Annotated in this window: 14 protein-coding genes and 10 tRNA genes; 14 read left to right on the plus strand and 10 right to left on the minus strand. The window is 43.8% G+C overall.

All coding sequences use genetic code 11. The features are described from left to right. Positions 1–95: 95 nt before the first annotated feature. From nadD to leuS, 4 genes are all read right to left on the minus strand, one after another. Entirely contained in the window at positions 96–719 is a 624-nt protein-coding gene (nadD, locus tag FN961_RS11275) for a nicotinate-nucleotide adenylyltransferase (RefSeq protein ID WP_144040284.1), read from the minus strand. A gap of 7 nt (positions 720–726) precedes the next feature. Further along, entirely contained in the window at positions 727–1,767 is a 1,041-nt protein-coding gene (gene holA, locus FN961_RS11280; RefSeq protein ID WP_144040285.1) for a DNA polymerase III subunit delta, read from the minus strand. A gap of 61 nt (positions 1,768–1,828) precedes the next feature. After that, a complete protein-coding gene (locus FN961_RS11285; RefSeq protein ID WP_144040286.1) occupies positions 1,829–2,335 on the minus strand; it encodes an LPS-assembly lipoprotein LptE in 507 nt (168 codons plus the stop codon). An 88-nt stretch (positions 2,336–2,423) separates the two neighbouring features. Next, the gene (leuS, locus tag FN961_RS11290; protein ID WP_144040287.1) at positions 2,424–5,015 is read right to left on the minus strand and encodes a leucine--tRNA ligase; all 2,592 of its coding nucleotides are present in this window, start codon (positions 5,013–5,015) and stop codon (positions 2,424–2,426) included. Between the two features lie 120 nt (positions 5,016–5,135). On the opposite strand from leuS, the gene FN961_RS11295 reads away from it, so the two are divergent. Beyond that, positions 5,136–5,636 carry a zinc ribbon-containing protein gene (locus FN961_RS11295; RefSeq protein ID WP_144040288.1) on the plus strand — a complete coding sequence of 167 codons (501 nt, stop codon included), beginning with the start codon at positions 5,136–5,138 and terminating at the stop codon, positions 5,634–5,636. 80 nt (positions 5,637–5,716) lie between these two features. On the opposite strand, the gene lnt is transcribed toward FN961_RS11295, so the two are convergent. From lnt to FN961_RS11325, 6 genes are all read right to left on the minus strand, one after another. Next, complete coding sequence (gene lnt / locus FN961_RS11300) at positions 5,717–7,261, minus strand: apolipoprotein N-acyltransferase (protein ID WP_144040289.1); 1,545 nt, start codon at positions 7,259–7,261, stop codon at positions 5,717–5,719. 42 nt (positions 7,262–7,303) lie between these two features. Beyond that, on the minus strand, positions 7,304–8,179 hold the full coding sequence (gene corC, locus FN961_RS11305) for a CNNM family magnesium/cobalt transport protein CorC (protein WP_144040290.1): 876 nt from the start codon (positions 8,177–8,179) through the stop codon (positions 7,304–7,306). A gap of 50 nt (positions 8,180–8,229) precedes the next feature. Continuing rightward, the gene (gene ybeY / locus FN961_RS11310) at positions 8,230–8,706 is read right to left on the minus strand and encodes an rRNA maturation RNase YbeY (RefSeq protein ID WP_144040291.1); all 477 of its coding nucleotides are present in this window, start codon (positions 8,704–8,706) and stop codon (positions 8,230–8,232) included. Beyond that, positions 8,696–9,739: a PhoH family protein gene (locus FN961_RS11315; protein WP_144040292.1), complete on the minus strand. Its 1,044-nt coding sequence runs from the start codon at positions 9,737–9,739 to the stop codon at positions 8,696–8,698. The genes ybeY and FN961_RS11315 overlap by 11 nt, the downstream gene beginning before the upstream one ends. Positions 9,740–9,886: 147 nt before the next feature. Next, a complete protein-coding gene (gene miaB / locus FN961_RS11320; RefSeq protein ID WP_144040293.1) occupies positions 9,887–11,311 on the minus strand; it encodes a tRNA (N6-isopentenyl adenosine(37)-C2)-methylthiotransferase MiaB in 1,425 nt (474 codons plus the stop codon). 99 nt (positions 11,312–11,410) lie between these two features. Beyond that, positions 11,411–11,713, minus strand: a complete 303-nt coding sequence (locus FN961_RS11325) for a hypothetical protein (RefSeq protein WP_144040294.1) — start codon at positions 11,711–11,713, stop codon at positions 11,411–11,413. A gap of 260 nt (positions 11,714–11,973) precedes the next feature. On the opposite strand from FN961_RS11325, the gene FN961_RS11330 reads away from it, so the two are divergent. The 13 genes from FN961_RS11330 to FN961_RS11390 all read left to right on the plus strand — a co-directional run bounded on the left by FN961_RS11330 (position 11,974) and on the right by FN961_RS11390 (position 16,843). Next, positions 11,974–13,110 (plus strand): FAD-dependent monooxygenase, encoded by a 1,137-nt coding sequence (locus tag FN961_RS11330; RefSeq protein ID WP_229814692.1) that lies wholly within the window; start codon positions 11,974–11,976, stop codon positions 13,108–13,110. A gap of 258 nt (positions 13,111–13,368) precedes the next feature. Next, a complete protein-coding gene (pth, locus tag FN961_RS11335) occupies positions 13,369–13,953 on the plus strand; it encodes an aminoacyl-tRNA hydrolase (protein WP_144040296.1) in 585 nt (194 codons plus the stop codon). A gap of 143 nt (positions 13,954–14,096) precedes the next feature. After that, positions 14,097–15,188, plus strand: coding sequence for a redox-regulated ATPase YchF (gene ychF, locus FN961_RS11340; protein WP_144040297.1), 1,092 nt, complete (start codon positions 14,097–14,099; stop codon positions 15,186–15,188). A 278-nt stretch (positions 15,189–15,466) separates the two neighbouring features. After that, a tRNA-Met gene (locus FN961_RS11345) sits at positions 15,467–15,543 on the plus strand. Between the two features lie 84 nt (positions 15,544–15,627). Then, positions 15,628–15,712 (plus strand) — tRNA-Leu (locus FN961_RS11350). A gap of 45 nt (positions 15,713–15,757) precedes the next feature. Then, positions 15,758–15,832 (plus strand) — tRNA-Gln (locus tag FN961_RS11355). Between the two features lie 20 nt (positions 15,833–15,852). Further along, positions 15,853–15,929: transfer RNA gene (locus FN961_RS11360), tRNA-Met, on the plus strand. A gap of 113 nt (positions 15,930–16,042) precedes the next feature. After that, positions 16,043–16,127 (plus strand) — tRNA-Leu (locus FN961_RS11365). 46 nt (positions 16,128–16,173) lie between these two features. Continuing rightward, a tRNA-Gln gene (locus FN961_RS11370) sits at positions 16,174–16,248 on the plus strand. Positions 16,249–16,347: 99 nt separating this feature from the next. Continuing rightward, positions 16,348–16,432 (plus strand) — tRNA-Leu (locus FN961_RS11375). A 21-nt stretch (positions 16,433–16,453) separates the two neighbouring features. Then, positions 16,454–16,528: transfer RNA gene (locus FN961_RS11380), tRNA-Gln, on the plus strand. A 110-nt stretch (positions 16,529–16,638) separates the two neighbouring features. Next, a tRNA-Leu gene (locus FN961_RS11385) sits at positions 16,639–16,723 on the plus strand. A 45-nt stretch (positions 16,724–16,768) separates the two neighbouring features. Beyond that, positions 16,769–16,843, plus strand: a tRNA-Gln gene (locus tag FN961_RS11390). Positions 16,844–17,284 lie beyond the last annotated feature (441 nt).

A 17,284-nucleotide genomic window follows, 5' to 3' on the forward strand; every position in this document is an offset into this window, starting at 1 on the left:
AAGTATAACAGGTTATATCTAATCGCATAAGAGATTGCTGCTATAGAAGCGTAATTTGATTAAGTAAGAATCAACTTTAGATATTAAGAGAATGTTTAGTAGAGCTTTTTATCTTTAATATACTCAGTAATGATATTGGGTAAGGCATCCGTCGGGAGGATCTGTTGGGCTAGCTGCTGGCGGATGTTGGTGGAGGAGTACGCCTGTGGTGTGACTTGAATGGGAATGATGAGCCCAGATTTACGTTCGGCTATCGCCTCTGGTGACGACAGTCTTATTTGGTATTCGTCAGCGATGGCGTTGTCAGGGGCTAAGTTCCAGCCTTGGCGCTGACAAACAACGAGATGGCAGAGGTTGAACAGAGACTGCCACTTGTACCAGCTCGTTAAGTTAACCAGTGAGTCCATTCCCATAATGAAGTAGAACTCATCGTTTGGATGACTTTGGGTTATCTGCTCAAGAGTGGTCACTAAGTAGGAAGGCGTTTCCCGTTTGACTTCAATGTCGCACAGTTTAAATTCTGCATATTGATCACAGATCAACTGTGTCATCTCTACACGATGTTGCGTACTGACAGATGTCGCAGTTTTATGAGGTGGAATATGGTTTGGCATTAGCCAAACCTTATCTAAACCCAATTGTTGTTTCGCTTCGAGGGCTGGGCGAATATGCCCGAAATGTATCGGATCGAATGTGCCACCTAAGATACCGATGCGCATAAGCGGACTATTCCTCTTGGTTGAGCTTTATGTGAGCCAAGACTTGATGTGCTTTAGGATCGAAAAGCAGACTCAGGTGACTCATGCCTGTCCAATCTTCAATGCCTTGTTGTTTCAGCTTGAGCTCGATCGCAGACGCACTGACAAGCAGCTTTTCTATATGGGCCAGAGTGAGCCTGTTAAGCGCTGACTGGTACAAGGATTTACGCTTATCCCATATTCTTAGCTTACCCCATAAAGATTGCAGTGATTGATTACTATCTAGTGCTGTTCTTAGTTGCAGCAGTATGGAAAGTTCTTTAAATACCCCCCACAAGATGATGGGCATTGCGACACCTTCAGCTTTTAGTTGGGCGAGAATATGCAGCGACTTGTCTTGTTGATTATTGAGCATGGCATCGGTGAGCTGAAATACACTAAAGCGAGACTGGTCTTCAAAATAGGCAGAGAGCTGATGGCTGTCAATTCGATCTTGTGGGCTTAACAGTTGTAGTAGCTGCAGTGATTGATCGGCAGCCAATAAGTTGCCTTCATAGAGGCTGAAAAGCATCTCTCTGGCATCACGGGTGAGTGTAAGCTTAAAGTGTTCTATTCGTTCATCGAGCCAGCGTTGAAATTGCGTACCTTCTGGCGTGGCGCAGGGTACATAAACACCTTGGGCATCGAGTGTTTTAAACCATTTACTTTTGGTTTGCTCTAGAGCCAGCTTAGGCCCGGTAATGATAAGAAGAACATCAGGGTTTGGCATCTGCATCAAGCTCTGGAAAATTGCACCGCCTTCGCTGCCTGGTTTAGCCTGAGGGAGGATTAATTCTATGATGCGTCGACTTGAGAATAGACTCATGGCTTGCCACTGGTCGACGAGATCATGCCAGTTAAAACCCGTTTCCTGCGTCAATTGTATCTTCTCTTCAAACCCCTCTTTTTTAGCTTGAGCGTGGATCTGACCTCGGCTAGTTTCGCAAAGCCACGGGTCATCGCCAAAGACAAGGTAGCATTGCTGAAGCGGTTTGAGATGACGTGAAAGTTGATCTGGGTAAACCCGCATCAAATTACCTTAACAAAGTTATGAGGTGTAGTGCCTCATTGAGAGGTGTGATACCTGAGTATCACTTGACCTCAATGGTGGCAAGAGTCTGGATCATCTTATCCGCCGCTTGAACACGCATCTCTTTTAGCAGCATCTCCATTTCACGGCTTTTTGCGAGTGCGGTTCGAGGATCGTCTAAATAGTCACGATGGATATCAACATCGAACTGTTGAGCATCTTGGTCTGGGAGTGAGACTGAAAATGTAACATGGTAGGTCAACTCGTACTCAGCAACATTGCCCGTAGGGTAAAGCGAGAGGGTCGTTCTATCCAGTGAGTCATTTAATATCTGTAAATTAGGTATGTTGTCAGCCTCTTCAGCTAATGTAATACCTTGCAGGCGTAAACGCTCACGCACTAGACGGGTGAGTTCACTGTATTGATCTTGACTGCTCAGATGTAGGGTTCTTAATTGCTCTGGGATCGAGTAATTACCTTGCAGTTTAAAGCCGCAACCTGCAGTGAACATAATGCTCAATACCAGTGTTATTTTGATTGCTGCGAAACATAGGCGTTTTATAAGCATAATCGAGACATGTATTCCTTTGACTGATGTCATTTAATTCTAGTTAGCAGACTGATACTGAGAAAACTCAGTATCAGTCTGTTTTAGTCTAGTTCGCCACGATATTGAGCAATTTGCCCGGTACGTAGATCACTTTGCGAACCGTTTTACCTTCGGTGTGTTTTACGACACCTTCTTCAGCAAAACCTTGTTCTTCGACGGCTTCTTTTGTTGCATCAGCAGGCACAGTGATTTTAGCGCGAAGCTTACCGTTTACTTGAACGATGATAAGCTTGCTGTCTTCAACAAGTGCTGATTGATCAGCTTCAGGCCAGCGCACATCTTCGATGTTTTCTGGATTTCCAAGGTCGTTCCACAAGGTAAAGCTAGTGTGTGGAATGATAGGGTAAAGCAGACGTACCACCGCTGATAGTGCTTCTTGCATCAAGGCTCTATCTTGCTCTGTTTCCGTAGGTGCTTTTTGAAGACGATTCATCAGCTCCATTACAGATGCAATCGCGGTGTTGAACATTTGACGACGTTCAACATCATCACCGACTTTAACGATAGTCTTGTGTAGCTCACGACGTAGTTCTTTTTGCTTAGCATCAAGAGACTTAACGTCCAGCGCGACAGTTGCACCTTTAGCTACGTGGTCATGAGCGACTTTCCACAAACGCTTAATGAAGCGATGGGCACCTTCTACACTCGACTCTTGCCATTCAAGTGTTAGCTCTGGAGGAGCAGCAAACATCATGAATAAACGCACAGTGTCGGCGCCATACTTGTCTACCATCTCTTGAGGATCGATGCCGTTGTTTTTAGACTTAGACATTTTGCTCATGCCTGTATAGACAAGCTCATGTCCTTGGCTATCAACTGCTTTGACTGTACGACCTTTATCGTCAGTTTCCTGAACGGTTACATCAGATGGAGAAACCCAAACCCGTGCGCCTTTCTCATTGTTATAGTAGTAAGCATCAGCTAACACCATACCTTGAGTCAGTAGTCGTTTTGCTGGTTCATCAGAGTTTACTAAGCCTGCATCACGTAGCAACTTGTGGAAGAAACGGAAGTAAAGTAAGTGCATACATGCATGCTCAATACCGCCAATATATTGATCCACTGGTAACCAGTAGTTAGCCTTGGCAGGATCTAACATTTCATCGGCATGAGGGCTACAGTAACGCGCGTAGTACCACGATGATTCCATAAAGGTATCGAAGGTATCAGTTTCTCTAAACGCTTCTTGACCATTAACCTGAGTCTTTGCCCACTCTTTGTCAGCCTTGATTGGGCTTTGGATCCCATCCATGACCACATCTTCAGGCAAAATGACTGGAAGTTGATCTTCTGGTGTTGGTACAACTGTGCCATCAGCAAGGGTAACCATAGGGATTGGTGCTCCCCAGTAACGCTGACGAGATACACCCCAGTCACGTAGACGGAAATTAACCTGACGCTTGCCTTTACCTTCAGTGGTGAGTCTTGCATCGATAGCCTCAAATGCCGCCTGGAAGTCGAGTCCGTCTAATTCAGGGAAAGCATCACCTGAGTTAAATACGATACCTTTCTCGGTATAAGCTTCTGCACTAATATCGAGTTCACTATCACTAGGCTTGATAACACCTTCGATAGTTAAGCCATATTTTACAGCAAATTCATAATCACGTTGATCGTGAGCAGGAACTGACATCACAGCGCCAGTGCCGTAGTTCATCAATACGAAGTTAGCAGCCCAAATAGGCACTTGCTTACCGCTTAATGGATGAATGGCATACAGACCTGTAGCAACACCTTTCTTTTCCATCGCAGCCATGGCGGCTTCAGTGGTATCGGCGTTTTTGCACTCTTCGATAAATGCAGCAAGTTCAGGGCTGTTAGCAGCCGCTTTTTCTGCCAAAGGATGGCCAGCAGCAACAGCGACATAAGTCACACCCATAACAGTGTCAGGACGTGTCGTGTAGATGTCGAAAGACTCATCACTATCGGCAACTTGGAAAGTCATCTCGATGCCTTCACTGCGGCCAATCCAGTTACGCTGCATGGTCTTAACTTGCTCAGGCCACTCATCGAGCTTGTCGATGTCATTTAACAGTTCTTCAGCGTAATCGGTGATCTTAATGAACCACTGTGGGATCTCTTTTTGGACCACAGGGGTATCACAACGCCAGCAACAACCGTCTTGTACTTGCTCGTTAGCGAGTACAGTTTCATCGTTTGGACACCAGTTCACTGAAGCGGTCTTCTTATAAACTAAGCCTTTTTCATACAACTTAGTGAAGAACCATTGCTCCCAGCGATAGTACTCAGGTGTACAAGTTGCGATTTCACGACTCCAGTCATAACCGAATCCCAACATTTTTAGCTGGTTTTTCATGTAATCGATATTTTCGTAAGTCCAAGGCGCTGGTGCAGTGCTGTTTTTAATCGCGGCATTTTCAGCTGGTAGACCGAAGGAGTCCCAACCGATAGGCTGAAGGACATTCTTTCCCTGCAGGCGCTGGTAACGAGCGACAACGTCACCTATGGTGTAGTTACGAACATGACCCATGTGTAGACGACCCGATGGGTATGGGAACATAGAGAGACAGTAAAACTTCTCCTTGTTCTCATCTTCGGTGACTTCAAAGGTTTTCGTGTCTTGCCAGTGCTGCTGCACTTTAGCTTCAATTTCTGAAGGTTGATATTGCTCTTGCATCAATATTTCCCGGCCATGCCGCCCATTATTTGATCTTGCGCACTTTCCGCGCGAGTTAGTTCCGCATAGAATAAACTAGAAGTGAGTCATTAAAAAGGTTCGGATGAAGGAGTATTGAATATGAGTGCAAGAAGTGCGGAGCTACTATCGCTTTATGAAGCACTATTGGCGAAAGTTAAAGTGGATTACCTTAACGATAACTCAATGACTGTAAAGGAGTTATTTTCTATCATCACCAATGGTAAGGAGTACCTTTCTCTTAAAGACCAAGCTAAGGAGGATGAGGTCGCTTTAGTTGAACAATTTTTAAAACGTGATATCGCCAGCTATCTTCAGGAAAAAAATGATAACGATTTGAGCCACAGTCCAACAATGATCACTGTTGAGAACACAGTTTGGCATTGGTTGAGTGGTATTACTGACCGTAGTCAGATTGAGTGGCATGAAGTATTACAGGACTTTAAACACCAAGGTCACTACCAAAGTGGTGAGATTGTTGGGCAAGGAAATATGGTGTGTGTTCACTGTAGCCATGAGATGAAAATTGAGTTTCCCGGCGTGATCCCTGATTGTCCTGAGTGTGATCAGAGTGAGTTTACCCGAGAGGCACTAGCACCATAACTTATTGTTTAGCTCTAGTGAGTTTAATTGAAATAAAAATACCCGCAGTAGCGGGTATTTTATTGATGAAAATAAACACATCAATGCCTGTGTTTTATATATCTAAATAGGAACAGCAAAAATAAAAGTGATGACCAGATAAGTATGGGCCACTCACCCCACTTAGAAAAGCCAGTAACCCCTTTCATGAGTGGAATGTCAGCAACCAGAACACCTGCTTCAAACTGAGGCAGTCTATGGGTGATATTACCCTGTTCATCGACCACTGCTGTTACCCCATTGTTGGTGGCCCTGACTAAAGGGCGGCCCAGCTCGATGGATCGCATTTGAGCTATCTCCATATGCTGCAATGGCCCATTTGAAGTGCCAAACCATGCATCGTTAGATACGGTTAACAATAGTTCCGTGTCTTCATTGACGTTGGCTCTTAGTTGTTCTGGAAATGCGATCTCATAGCAAATGGCTGGTGCTACCTGATGGCCAACCGCATTTAGGTTTGGCTGTTGATATTCGCCTCGCGCAAATGAAGACATCGGAAGGTTGAAAAGGGGGGCAATAGGCCTAAGTAGCGCTTCAAAGGGGACGAATTCACCGATGGGTAACAGGTGATGTTTTCTAAACTCATTGGTCCCACCAATTTTATAATCAGCTTCACTTTGTTCTGGGCTGCTGTGATTACCCAGTACAATAAGTGAGTTATAGAAGTTATCTTGTTGGTTACTGATAATACCGGTAATAATTGCGCTGTTGTTTAGGTTGGCAACTTTATTGGCATTATCGAGAAAATCAGACACCATGGACTCTGGAGCCGGAATGGCGGCTTCTGGCCAGATGAAAATATCTGTATCGGCCAGCTCATCTCGGGACAGATCCATGTATTTCATCATGGTTGGCCATAATGCGTCAGGTTCCCACTTCATGCTCTGGGGGATATTACCTTGTACTAGCGTGACCTTAACAGATTCACCATTCGGTTCAACGCTCGAAAACATTGGGCTGATGCAAGTGGCGAGCGCTAGCAGCGGCAGCATTATTGCTGTGCTATACCAGCGTTTTTGCAAACATAAAGCCAATGCACCAGCAAACATAGCGATAAGATAGCTAAGCCCTAAGACGCCAATAACACTGGCAATCGCTTTAATCGGTCCTTCGGTTTGGGAGTAACCCGCCCATAACCAAGGAAAACCGGTTAACACCCAGCCTCTGGCCCACTCCGTTAACATCCACAACACGGGAAATAGGAGCAGGTTTCTAACGAGTTGGTTTTTTGGGGTTAGTTTTTGTAGCAGATAACCACACAATGCAGGATAAAGAGCAAGGTACAGCGCCAGTAGCGACATTAATCCGATAGAGGCGATGAGTGGCAGCCCGCCAAACTTGTCCATGCTGACGTGGACCCAGCTGATCCCAACAGAGAAACAGCCAAAGCCGAAGCTAAGCCAAAAGGTAAAGCTCTCTTTAGCCGATAAGTTTCGGCTCATATGAAGAACCGTTGCCATGGCGACTAAGTAGATTGGCCATATAGAATAGGGAGCAAAAGAAAGTGCGGTGCTGGCACCGGCAATATATGCCAGTACCACACGCATTTTTGCATGATGGGCGGATGCCCGAAGTTTATTCAGCATTCCAGCCTCATCATAGAAAAATTTACCTAGATCAAAAACGTGTTATTCGTTTTTCTCTTCGGCATCTGGATCGGGGAGTTTGATTCTAAGTTGCAGTAATCGACGAGTGTCTGCGCTTACGACTGTAAACTCGATATCACCGATGAGGACTTTCTCATTACGTTCTGGCAAGTGACCAAAAGCGTGCGAGACTAAACCACCGACCGTGTCGAATTCTTCGTCGCTAAACTGAGTATTGAATGTTTCGTTGAACTCTTCAATAGGCGTTAGCGCTTTGATCATATAGACCAGCTTACTAATCTTTCGGATCTCGGTTTCTTCAGTTGTATCATGATCGAATTCATCTTCGATTTCGCCAACGATCTCTTCGAGAATATCTTCAATTGTAACTAGGCCAGAAACGCCACCATACTCATCGACGACAATCGCCATGTGGTATCTTTGGGAGCGGAACTCTTTGAGCAGTACATCAACACGTTTGCTCTCAGGAACAACAACGGCAGGGCGGATAACTTGTCTTAATGAGAAAGGCTCATCGCTGTTCTTAAACCCATATTGAAGCAGGTCTTTTGCAAGCAAAATACCTTCAATGTGATCTTTATCTTCATTAATCACAGGGAAGCGTGAGTGCGCTGTTCCTATGACCGTAGAGAGAAGTTCTGTTACCGAATCATCTATTTGAAGTGCCACGATCTGTGCTCTTGGGATCATGATATCCCTTACACGTAGATCGGATACTTCTAAGACGCCATTAATCATTTCTCGCGTGTCTTGAGAGATAACTTCACGGAGCTCTGCACCGTGGATTACATCAACAAGATCGTTGCGATTTTGAGGTTCGCCCTGAAACAGCTGACTTACTTTTTCTAACCAGCTCTTCTTTTGGGCGCTGGTACTCGGTGGGATATCATCACTCATAGTTGTTTACTTGATCTAAAATTTAGCATTAATTGTTAAATTTAGAACAGTTATAGCTCCTTGTACGGGTTGTTAAAACCTAACTTTTCAATGAGTTGAGTCTCTATTGACTCCATCTCTTCAGCTTCGGCATCGTTGATATGATCATACCCTAGCAGATGAAGACAACCATGTACAACCATGTGGGCCCAATGTGCTTGTGAGGGCTTGTTTTGCTGTATTGCTTCCTGTTCGACAACCGATGCACAGATGATTAAATCACCAAGCAGTGGGATCTCAATTTCAGGTGGTGCTTCAAAAGGAAATGAAAGCACGTTTGTCGGCTTATCTTTTCCTCTATAGGTACTGTTAAGGTTTTGACTTTCGACATCATCGACAATTCGTATTGTCAATTCAGCTTCAGTCATGGTATTTCCGAGTGCAGTGCGCACCCAAAGTTCAAAATTATCTTGTGTCGGTAGCCTGTTATTATCAGTGGCTATTTGTAGATCCAGTTCGAGTTTAAGCTCTGGATGACTAGTGCTCATTTTCTGATGTTTCCTGAAGCTTGTAATGATTATCACGCTTGGCTTTGGCAAGTTGAGCACGTTGGTCATGCTCCTCGTAAGCTTCAACTATTCTGGCCACTATCGGATGACGGACGACATCTTTTGCCTGGAAAAAGTTAAAGCTGATCTCTTCGACTTCACTTAATACTTCAATGGCATGGCGTAAGCCAGACTTTTGATGTTTTGGCAGATCTATTTGAGTGATATCACCTGTGATAACGGCACGAGAGTTAAACCCAATACGGGTTAGAAACATCTTCATCTGCTCAAGGGTGGTATTTTGACTCTCATCGAGAATAATAAATGCATCATTCAGTGTTCGGCCGCGCATATAAGCCAGTGGCGCGACTTCGATGATATTACGTTCTATCAACTGCTCAACTTTCTCAAATCCTAGCATTTCAAATAATGCGTCATACAGCGGGCGTAGATAAGGATCGACTTTTTGACTTAGATCGCCAGGCAGAAAGCCAAGCTTTTCTCCCGCTTCGACAGCTGGGCGAGTCAGTAAGATACGACGTACCTCTTGCCGCTCCAGTGCATCAACAGCAGCGGCTACAGCGAGGAAAGTTTTACCTGTACCAGCTGGACCGACGCCAAAGGTGATGTCATGGGTAGTGATGTTGTCAACATAATCGCTTTGATTTGGGTTACGTGGCTTAATAACGCCGCGTTTAGTCTTTATATAGAGTGCCTTGTCATCTCTTGGCAATTCAGCTTCAAGTGCTATCGCTTCTTGAATGGCAAGATGGACTGTATCTGGTTCTATGTCTGGCGTACTGCCTTTAACCGGCTGAGTCTCGACATATAGTGTTTTAAGCATGTTATTCACACTTAAGCAGTTCTTAGGCTGTCCCACAATTTGGAAGTGATTATCACGGTAGCTTATTTCAACCCCGATCCGACGTTCCAACTGTTTAATGTTGTCATCAAAAGGTCCGCATAGAGACTGTAAACGTCGTGTATCAGCAGGCTCAAGGTAAAGATTAAGCGTGGTTAACTTGTTTGACAAAAATAACTCCAGATGGGCAAAAACATATACTCACAGTTTACGAGCGAAACAGGACAATTGCTAATGCTATTTATGTCTATGTTACTCGAGATTAGAGGCAAAAAAGCGGCATGAAAAATGCCGCTTTATTTACATGTCTAGACAATGCTATGGGATATATTGAGTGACACCAATATCGTCATCTTTCTTATGTTTAGCAAGAATATCTGATGGCTGAAGCGAACGTCGAAGATCCATTTCATCTTCTCCGCGAATAAAGGTACCGCGCAGCGAGTTAGTGTATACATCGACAATTTCTACATCGACGAAGCTGCCAATATGTTTAGGATCGGCTTCGAAGTTAACTACTCGACTCGTTTCTGTACGCCCTCTAAGTTCCATCGGATTTTTTACCGAAGGGCCTTCGACTAAGATACGTTGAACTGTACCTAACATCTGGCGGCTAAAGCGCATCGCTTGTTGGGTGATTCTATCTTGCAAGATAGCTAAGCGTTCTTTCTTCTCATCTAAGGTAACATCATCGGGTAGATCCGATGCTGGTGTACCAGGACGTGCGCTGTAGATAAAGCTAAAGCTATGATCAAATTGAATATCTTCAATTAACTTCATGGTATCAGCAAAATCTTGCTTAGATTCGCCAGGGAAACCAATGATGAAGTCTGAGCTGACCTGAATATCCGGGCGCGCTTTACGAAGACGACGAATAATCGATTTATACTCGATAGCCATGTGTCCACGCTTCATCTGCGTCAAGATTCTATCTGAGCCAGATTGCACTGGCAGGTGCAGGAAGCTCACCAATTCAGGCGTATCTTCGTAAACATCAATAATGTCTTGAGTAAACTCGATTGGGTGGCTGGTGGTGAAACGCAATCTGTCGATGCCATCAATCGCCGCAACATAACGCAGAAGCTCTGCAAAGGTACAGATCTCATCATCATGAGTTGCACCGCGGTAAGCGTTGACATTTTGGCCTAAAAGATTGACTTCACGTACACCTTGGGCTGCAAGTTGTGCTATTTCAAGAATAACATCATCAAGCGGGCGACTGACTTCCTCACCACGTGTATAAGGTACTACACAGAAAGAGCAATATTTACTGCAGCCTTCCATGATAGAGACAAATGCACTTGGACCATCGGCGCGTGGCTCTGGTAGACGATCGAATTTTTCAATTTCAGGGAAACTGATATCAATAACGGCTTTGCCGCCTTGTTTAATCTGATCGATCATCTCAGGCAGACGATGCAAAGTCTGAGGGCCAAAGATTAAATCAACGCATTGAGCGCGCTCTTTAATCACTTTTCCCTCTTGAGATGCCACACAACCACCGACTCCGATAATCAGATCTGGGTTTTTGTCTTTTAATTTTTTCCAGCGTCCAAGTTGATGGAACACCTTTTCCTGAGCTTTCTCACGGATAGAACAGGTATTTAACAGGAGAATATCAGCTTCAGCTGGGTCTTCAGTTAAGGTATACCCTTTATATTCGTCCATAAGATCAGCCATCTTAGATGAGTCATACTCATTCATTTGACAGCCCCAGGTTTTAATATGGAGTTTCTTACTCATCAGTTTATGTCACTCTTGGAACCACGGGAAAAATAGCGCAACATTTTACCTCTTGAGCAAGGTACTGACCAGCTTTTGGACTGTTTTATTGAAAATTATCTATTCTGCACCGTTAACTTTCTCTTTAAGAGGGGGATTTATCACTGATATATAAGGTGGTGTGCTCGCCATCTTCAGGGTGCTTGTGCGAGCCTGTTGATAGATATCGGCTTGGAGTTGCAGTCTAAAATTGACTAACATTTCCGTGGTATATTGATATAGGGCATATTCTATCGGCGTTCTATAAGCTACAGTCATGGATTCCATTGCCTTATTGACGCTCTTCTCTATCATAAGATCAGCTGCGGCTGTAAAGGGTAAGAAGCTTGCAAGAATAAAGGCTATGGAGGGGACGATTTTCATAATGTGCTCACTTTTTCAGATTTATTTACTCGGTAAACTGAGTGTAGAACATGGTTTTATGTGTAAAGGGTTCAGTTTGTAAGCGAGTGTTAGATTCTTTTCCGTTAGTAACATTTACGCAGATATTTAAATATTCCGGTCATAGTTGATCGCAGTTAAGCGGTTAAATTTAAAAAAAGAGATGATGGTATGGGGATTCAATCGTGAGTGAGTCACAAGTTAATACTATAAAGAAAGACGTTGTCGTCATCGGTGGAGGAATGGTGGGCGCGGCCACTGCTATCGGTTTAGCGCAGCTGGGCCTAGAAGTTGCTGTCGTTGAAGCGTTTCAACCCAAACCTTACACTGATGAGCAAGCATTAGATATTCGTGTGTCAGCCCTTAGCGTGGCTTCTGAAAGTTTATTAGACCGTCTAGGTGCGTTAACAAGTTTAAGCAAGATGCGAAGAGCCGCCTATTTAGGCTTGGAAACTTGGGAGATGGAGGGATGCATTACTCAATTTCATGCAGACCAAGTTGGTGCTACTCACCTTGGCCATATCGTTGAAAATCGCCTTGTCCAGTTGGCGCTCTGGGAACAATTTACCTCTTTTGACAATATCGAACTCATTAGTCCCGTTACCGTTGAGCGTTTTAGTCGTAAAGAGAGCCTTGTTGAAATATTCCTTAGTAATGGAACCTGCATTGAGGCTTCACTGCTTGTTGGGGCTGATGGTGCCAATTCACAGGTTAGACAATGGGCTGGTATTGGATTAACGGGGTGGGATTATGCTCAGTCGGCGATGTTGATTAACATCAAAACAGCTCAAGAGCAGCAAGATGTAACATGGCAGCAATTTACGCCCAACGGGCCTCGATCTTTGCTTCCTTTGCCAGGTAAACATGCCTCTTTGGTTTGGTATGATGATGCAGCTCGAATTGCACAGCTTTCTCAAATGAGTGATAAAGCACTCTCGGAACAAATTAAGCGTCATTTTCCAGCAAGACTAGATAGAGATTTTGAAGTATTACAAAAAGGAAGTTTTAAGCTGACTAGGCGCCATGCTCAATCTTATTACTCAGATAATGTGGTGATTTTAGGAGATGCGGCCCACACAATTAATCCATTGGCAGGGCAGGGAGTGAATATTGGCTTTAAAGATGTAGAAGCGCTTATCTCCACAGTCTCATCTAAATTGAGTCAAGGTGAGCCTTGGTGGGAGAAAAATGCATTAGCTGCATATGAGAAATCACGTTATCACGACAATCAGTTAATGATGACAGCAATGGATCTGTTTTATGCGGGCTTTAGTAATGATCTCTTGCCATTAAAACTTATCCGTAATGCAGCCCTGAAAGTGGCAAATATAGACTCTCCTATTAAAAATAAAGTACTTAAATATGCGATGGGGCTTTAATAACCATTAATCTGTTGGCTTTTGTTTGTTGTGACAAAAGCCTTAAGCCTCTGGACAAACCTCGCTCATAAGCCGCTAATCTCAGTCTTTATTCTCTTCGAGTTTTCATTATTAAAGAGTGCAATCTTCTAATCGTTTGTTGACTTGGACATTGAGTGTTAAAATACCGCGTTTTATCTGCACCGCATTTGTGATTAGTGTAAAAGCTGACGTTAAAAGGGGCTGCGATGAGTCGCACTAAACGAAAGAATAGGCCGTATGAGTAATATAAAGCTAATCGTTGGGCTTGCCAATCCAGGTGAGAAATATGCTCAGACTAGACACAATGCTGGGGCTTGGTACGTGCAAGAGCTAGCACGAGTGTGCGGTGCTACCTTAGTGGCAGATAGTAAATATTTCGGCTTAACAGCCAGAGTTACCCTGCACGGGAAAGATGTACGCTTACTTATCCCATCCACATTTATGAATCTCAGTGGTAAGTCTGTTGGGGCAATGGCTAATTTCTTTCGTATTGAAGCGGATGAGATTTTAGTGGCTCATGATGAGCTGGATATGGAACCTGGCGTGGCCAAATTTAAACTTGGCGGCGGTCATGGCGGTCATAATGGTTTGAAAGATATCATCGCGAGTCTTGCAAATAATAAAGGTTTTTACCGACTCCGAATTGGGATCGGTCACCCCGGTGATAAAAGCCAAGTGAGTAACTACGTGTTAGGTAAAGCCCCTGGGGTTGAGCAGACTGCGATAGAAGAGATTATTGATGAAGCGGTTAGGTCAACAGAAGTGCTATTTAATGAAGATATGGCTAAGGCCATGAACAGATTGCACGCCTGCAAGGCGTAGCCTCTATTTACTCACAAAGGTTCTTTGTGAGTAGCGTAAGATTAAATTTGATGAAGCCGCCTCTAGCGGCTTTGTATATTTGTAATAAGTACTTAACTAACGGTGAGACTGTTGGTTTGTAATTGATATTTAAGGTAAACAATATGGGTTTTAAATGTGGCATCGTAGGCTTGCCAAACGTAGGTAAATCAACCTTGTTCAATGCGTTAACTAAAGCGGGTATCGAAGCATCAAACTTCCCGTTTTGTACTATTGAACCAAATACTGGTGTTGTACCTGTACCTGATGCCCGTTTGGATGCATTAGCACAGATAGTTAACCCTGAGCGTGTTTTACCAACTTCAATGGAGTTTGTGGATATTGCAGGTCTTGTTGCCGGCGCTTCTAAAGGTGAAGGTCTGGGGAATAAATTCCTTGCCAATATTCGTGAAACTGATGCTATTGGTCATGTTGTTCGTTGTTTCAATGATGACAATATTGTCCACGTTGCAAATAAAGTATCGCCTGCTGACGATATCGAAGTGATTAATACCGAATTGGCATTAGCGGATCTCGATTCTTGTGAGCGTGCCATATTCCGTCAAGCTAAACGTGCTAAAGGTGGTGACGCCGATGCTAAGTTTGAAGTCGCAGTACTTGAAAAGATGCGCCCTATCCTTGATGACGGCAACATGTTGCGTTCAATGGATTTGAGTAAAGAAGAGCTGGCAGCAGTTGCTTACCTTAACTTCTTAACGCTTAAACCAACGATGTACATTGCTAACGTAGCTGAAGACGGTTTTGAAGATAACGAACATCTTGATGTTGTTCGCGCCATCGCAGCTAAAGAGAATGCGGTAGTTGTTGCAGTGTGTGCCGCTATTGAATCTGAACTTGCTGAAATGGAGCCTGAAGATCGCGCTGAGTTTATGGCTGACCTTGGTTTAGAAGAGCCAGGTTTAGATCGTGTTATTCGTTCAGGATATGATTTGTTGAAGTTGCAAACTTACTTTACCGCTGGTGTTAAAGAAGTGCGAGCTTGGACCGTACCTATCGGTGCTACAGGTCCACAAGCTGCAGGTGTGATTCATACCGACTTCGAACGTGGCTTTATTCGTGCTCAGGTGATGGCTTATGATGATTTTATTACCTACAAAGGTGAAGCTGGAGCGAAGGAAGCGGGTAAGCTAAAAATCGAAGGTAAAACATATATCGTTAAAGATGGCGATGTCATGCATTTCCTCTTTAACGTATAAAGCTACACTGTCTAATTTTTGTTATTGTCTGTAGTTAGGCTGTAATAAAATAAAATGGCTCAATTGAAAAATTGAGCCATTTTTGTTTTCTGTTTTTATTATACTGTAAAAAAAGGACATAAAACGGGCCTAAATTGCGCATCTAGCCACCACTTTGACGAAGTTATAGCCGAACGATTGCGATCGTAAAAAATAGCGAAAAAAGCTGTTGACCTAGATGAGTTGAATAAGCATAATACGCCCCGTTCCTCAGCAAGAGGGACAAGAAATAAAACGATGGCAATATAGCTCAGCTGGTTAGAGCACAGCATTCATAATGCTGGGGTCGCAGGTTCAAGTCCCGCTATTGCTACCATCTTTCTCAAGATGTTAAACTAGAGAACTGTAGTGAGAAAATGGTGGTGTTGATATTGAGCATGCCGATTTTGTCTGTTGCAGTGCGGGAGTGGTGGAATTGGTAGACACGCCAGATTTAGGTTCTGGTGCCGTAAGGTGTGAGAGTTCAAGTCTCTCTTCCCGTACCATTTATTAAAGACGGTTTGCTTAGGCGAGTTGTTTAAAAGTTAGATTGGGATATCGCCAAGCGGTAAGGCACCGGGTTTTGATCTCGGCATTCCCAGGTTCAAATCCTGGTATCCCAGCCATTTTCAAAAGTGGTTAATGTGGCAATATAGCTCAGCTGGTTAGAGCACAGCATTCATAATGCTGGGGTCGCAGGTTCAAGTCCCGCTATTGCTACCATCTTTTCTTCAGATGTAAAATGAAGGTTGCAGTACAGGAGTTGTGGTGTTGATATTAGACACGCCAGATTCTATTTACAGTCATCTTAATCAAGATGTAAAACTAGATGCAGTGCGGGAGTGGTGGAATTGGTAGACACGCCAGATTTAGGTTCTGGTGCCGTAAGGTGTGAGAGTTCAAGTCTCTCTTCCCGTACCATTTATTAAAGACAGTTTGCTTAGGCGAATTGTTTAAAAAGTTAGATTGGGATATCGCCAAGCGGTAAGGCACCGGGTTTTGATCTCGGCATTCCCAGGTTCAAATCCTGGTATCCCAGCCATTTTTAAAAGGTTAATTTTTTGACCTTGTCTTAGTAGCAATTAGGTTCTTACCTTTTTATATTACAGATGAAGCAAGGAAACTTGCACTGAAATTCGATGCGGGAGTGGTGGAATTGGTAGACACGCCAGATTTAGGTTCTGGTGCCGTAAGGTGTGAGAGTTCAAGTCTCTCTTCCCGTACCATCGAGTTTTAACAAGATTTATTGGGGTATCGCCAAGCGGTAAGGCACCGGGTTTTGATCTCGGCATTCCCAGGTTCAAATCCTGGTACCCCAGCCATTTTAGACCTGTCTTCGGCAGGTTTTTTCATCTTAATCAAGATGTAAAACTAGATATAGCATTGGATGGTAGTGTTGATGTTAGGCACTCTGTTTTTCTGCTAGTGCAGTGCGGGAGTGGTGGAATTGGTAGACACGCCAGATTTAGGTTCTGGTGCCGTAAGGTGTGAGAGTTCAAGTCTCTCTTCCCGTACCATTTATTAAAAAGTAGTTCGCTTAGGCGAGTTATTAAAAGTTAGATTGGGATATCGCCAAGCGGTAAGGCACCGGGTTTTGATCTCGGCATTCCCAGGTTCAAATCCTGGTATCCCAGCCAAATACAAAAAAGCTCGTCTTATGACGGGCTTTTTTGTGTCTGAAATAAACTCACTAGCCCTCCGCTACATTCACCCAAACGTTATCTCTTTCGATCACAGTCTAATTTCCTAAGCCCTTACTTATATTCGATTGGCATATTGGCTTCGCTCATTAGTTTAAGCTCTTCATACGCTTATCAGTCGCATTGTTGTGGCTTGATAGGGGAAGGTGTCGCGAATCAAACTATGATAGCTGTGAGCTTTGTGTGCGAAGTTAATACCAATCAGTATAAGAAGTTGATCTACTCAGAGTGTTTTTTGGCAAACTAATTCAAGGCGAATGGATGACATAATGGTTATTCCCTTTTAAGTTCATTCAACGTAGAAGTAGGCAGCCAAAAACACTCCTTACAGGCGAGTTTTAGCGGTTCTACTCCTGTGTTAACGAGCTTAACCGTAGA

This window comes from Shewanella hanedai, from assembly GCF_007197645.1.
GTDB classification, from domain to species: domain Bacteria; phylum Pseudomonadota; class Gammaproteobacteria; order Enterobacterales; family Shewanellaceae; genus Shewanella; species Shewanella hanedai.

Bases quoted from the DNA above. Each gene is read 5' to 3' on its own strand.
- nadD (WP_144040284.1), bottom strand. From the start codon at position 719: ATGCGCATCGGTATCTTAGGTGGCACATTCGATCCGATACATTTCGGG.
- holA (WP_144040285.1), bottom strand. From the start codon at position 1,767: ATGCGGGTTTACCCAGATCAACTTTCACGTCATCTCAAACCGCTTCAG.
- FN961_RS11285 (WP_144040286.1), bottom strand. From the start codon at position 2,335: ATGCTTATAAAACGCCTATGTTTCGCAGCAATCAAAATAACACTGGTA.
- leuS (WP_144040287.1), bottom strand. From the start codon at position 5,015: ATGCAAGAGCAATATCAACCTTCAGAAATTGAAGCTAAAGTGCAGCAG.
- FN961_RS11295 (WP_144040288.1), top strand. From the start codon at position 5,136: ATGAGTGCAAGAAGTGCGGAGCTACTATCGCTTTATGAAGCACTATTG.
- lnt (WP_144040289.1), bottom strand. From the start codon at position 7,261: ATGCTGAATAAACTTCGGGCATCCGCCCATCATGCAAAAATGCGTGTG.
- corC (WP_144040290.1), bottom strand. From the start codon at position 8,179: ATGAGTGATGATATCCCACCGAGTACCAGCGCCCAAAAGAAGAGCTGG.
- ybeY (WP_144040291.1), bottom strand. From the start codon at position 8,706: ATGAGCACTAGTCATCCAGAGCTTAAACTCGAACTGGATCTACAAATA.
- miaB (WP_144040293.1), bottom strand. From the start codon at position 11,311: ATGAGTAAGAAACTCCATATTAAAACCTGGGGCTGTCAAATGAATGAG.
- FN961_RS11325 (WP_144040294.1), bottom strand. From the start codon at position 11,713: ATGAAAATCGTCCCCTCCATAGCCTTTATTCTTGCAAGCTTCTTACCC.
- FN961_RS11330 (WP_229814692.1), top strand. From the start codon at position 11,974: ATGGTGGGCGCGGCCACTGCTATCGGTTTAGCGCAGCTGGGCCTAGAA.
- pth (WP_144040296.1), top strand. From the start codon at position 13,369: ATGAGTAATATAAAGCTAATCGTTGGGCTTGCCAATCCAGGTGAGAAA.
- ychF (WP_144040297.1), top strand. From the start codon at position 14,097: ATGGGTTTTAAATGTGGCATCGTAGGCTTGCCAAACGTAGGTAAATCA.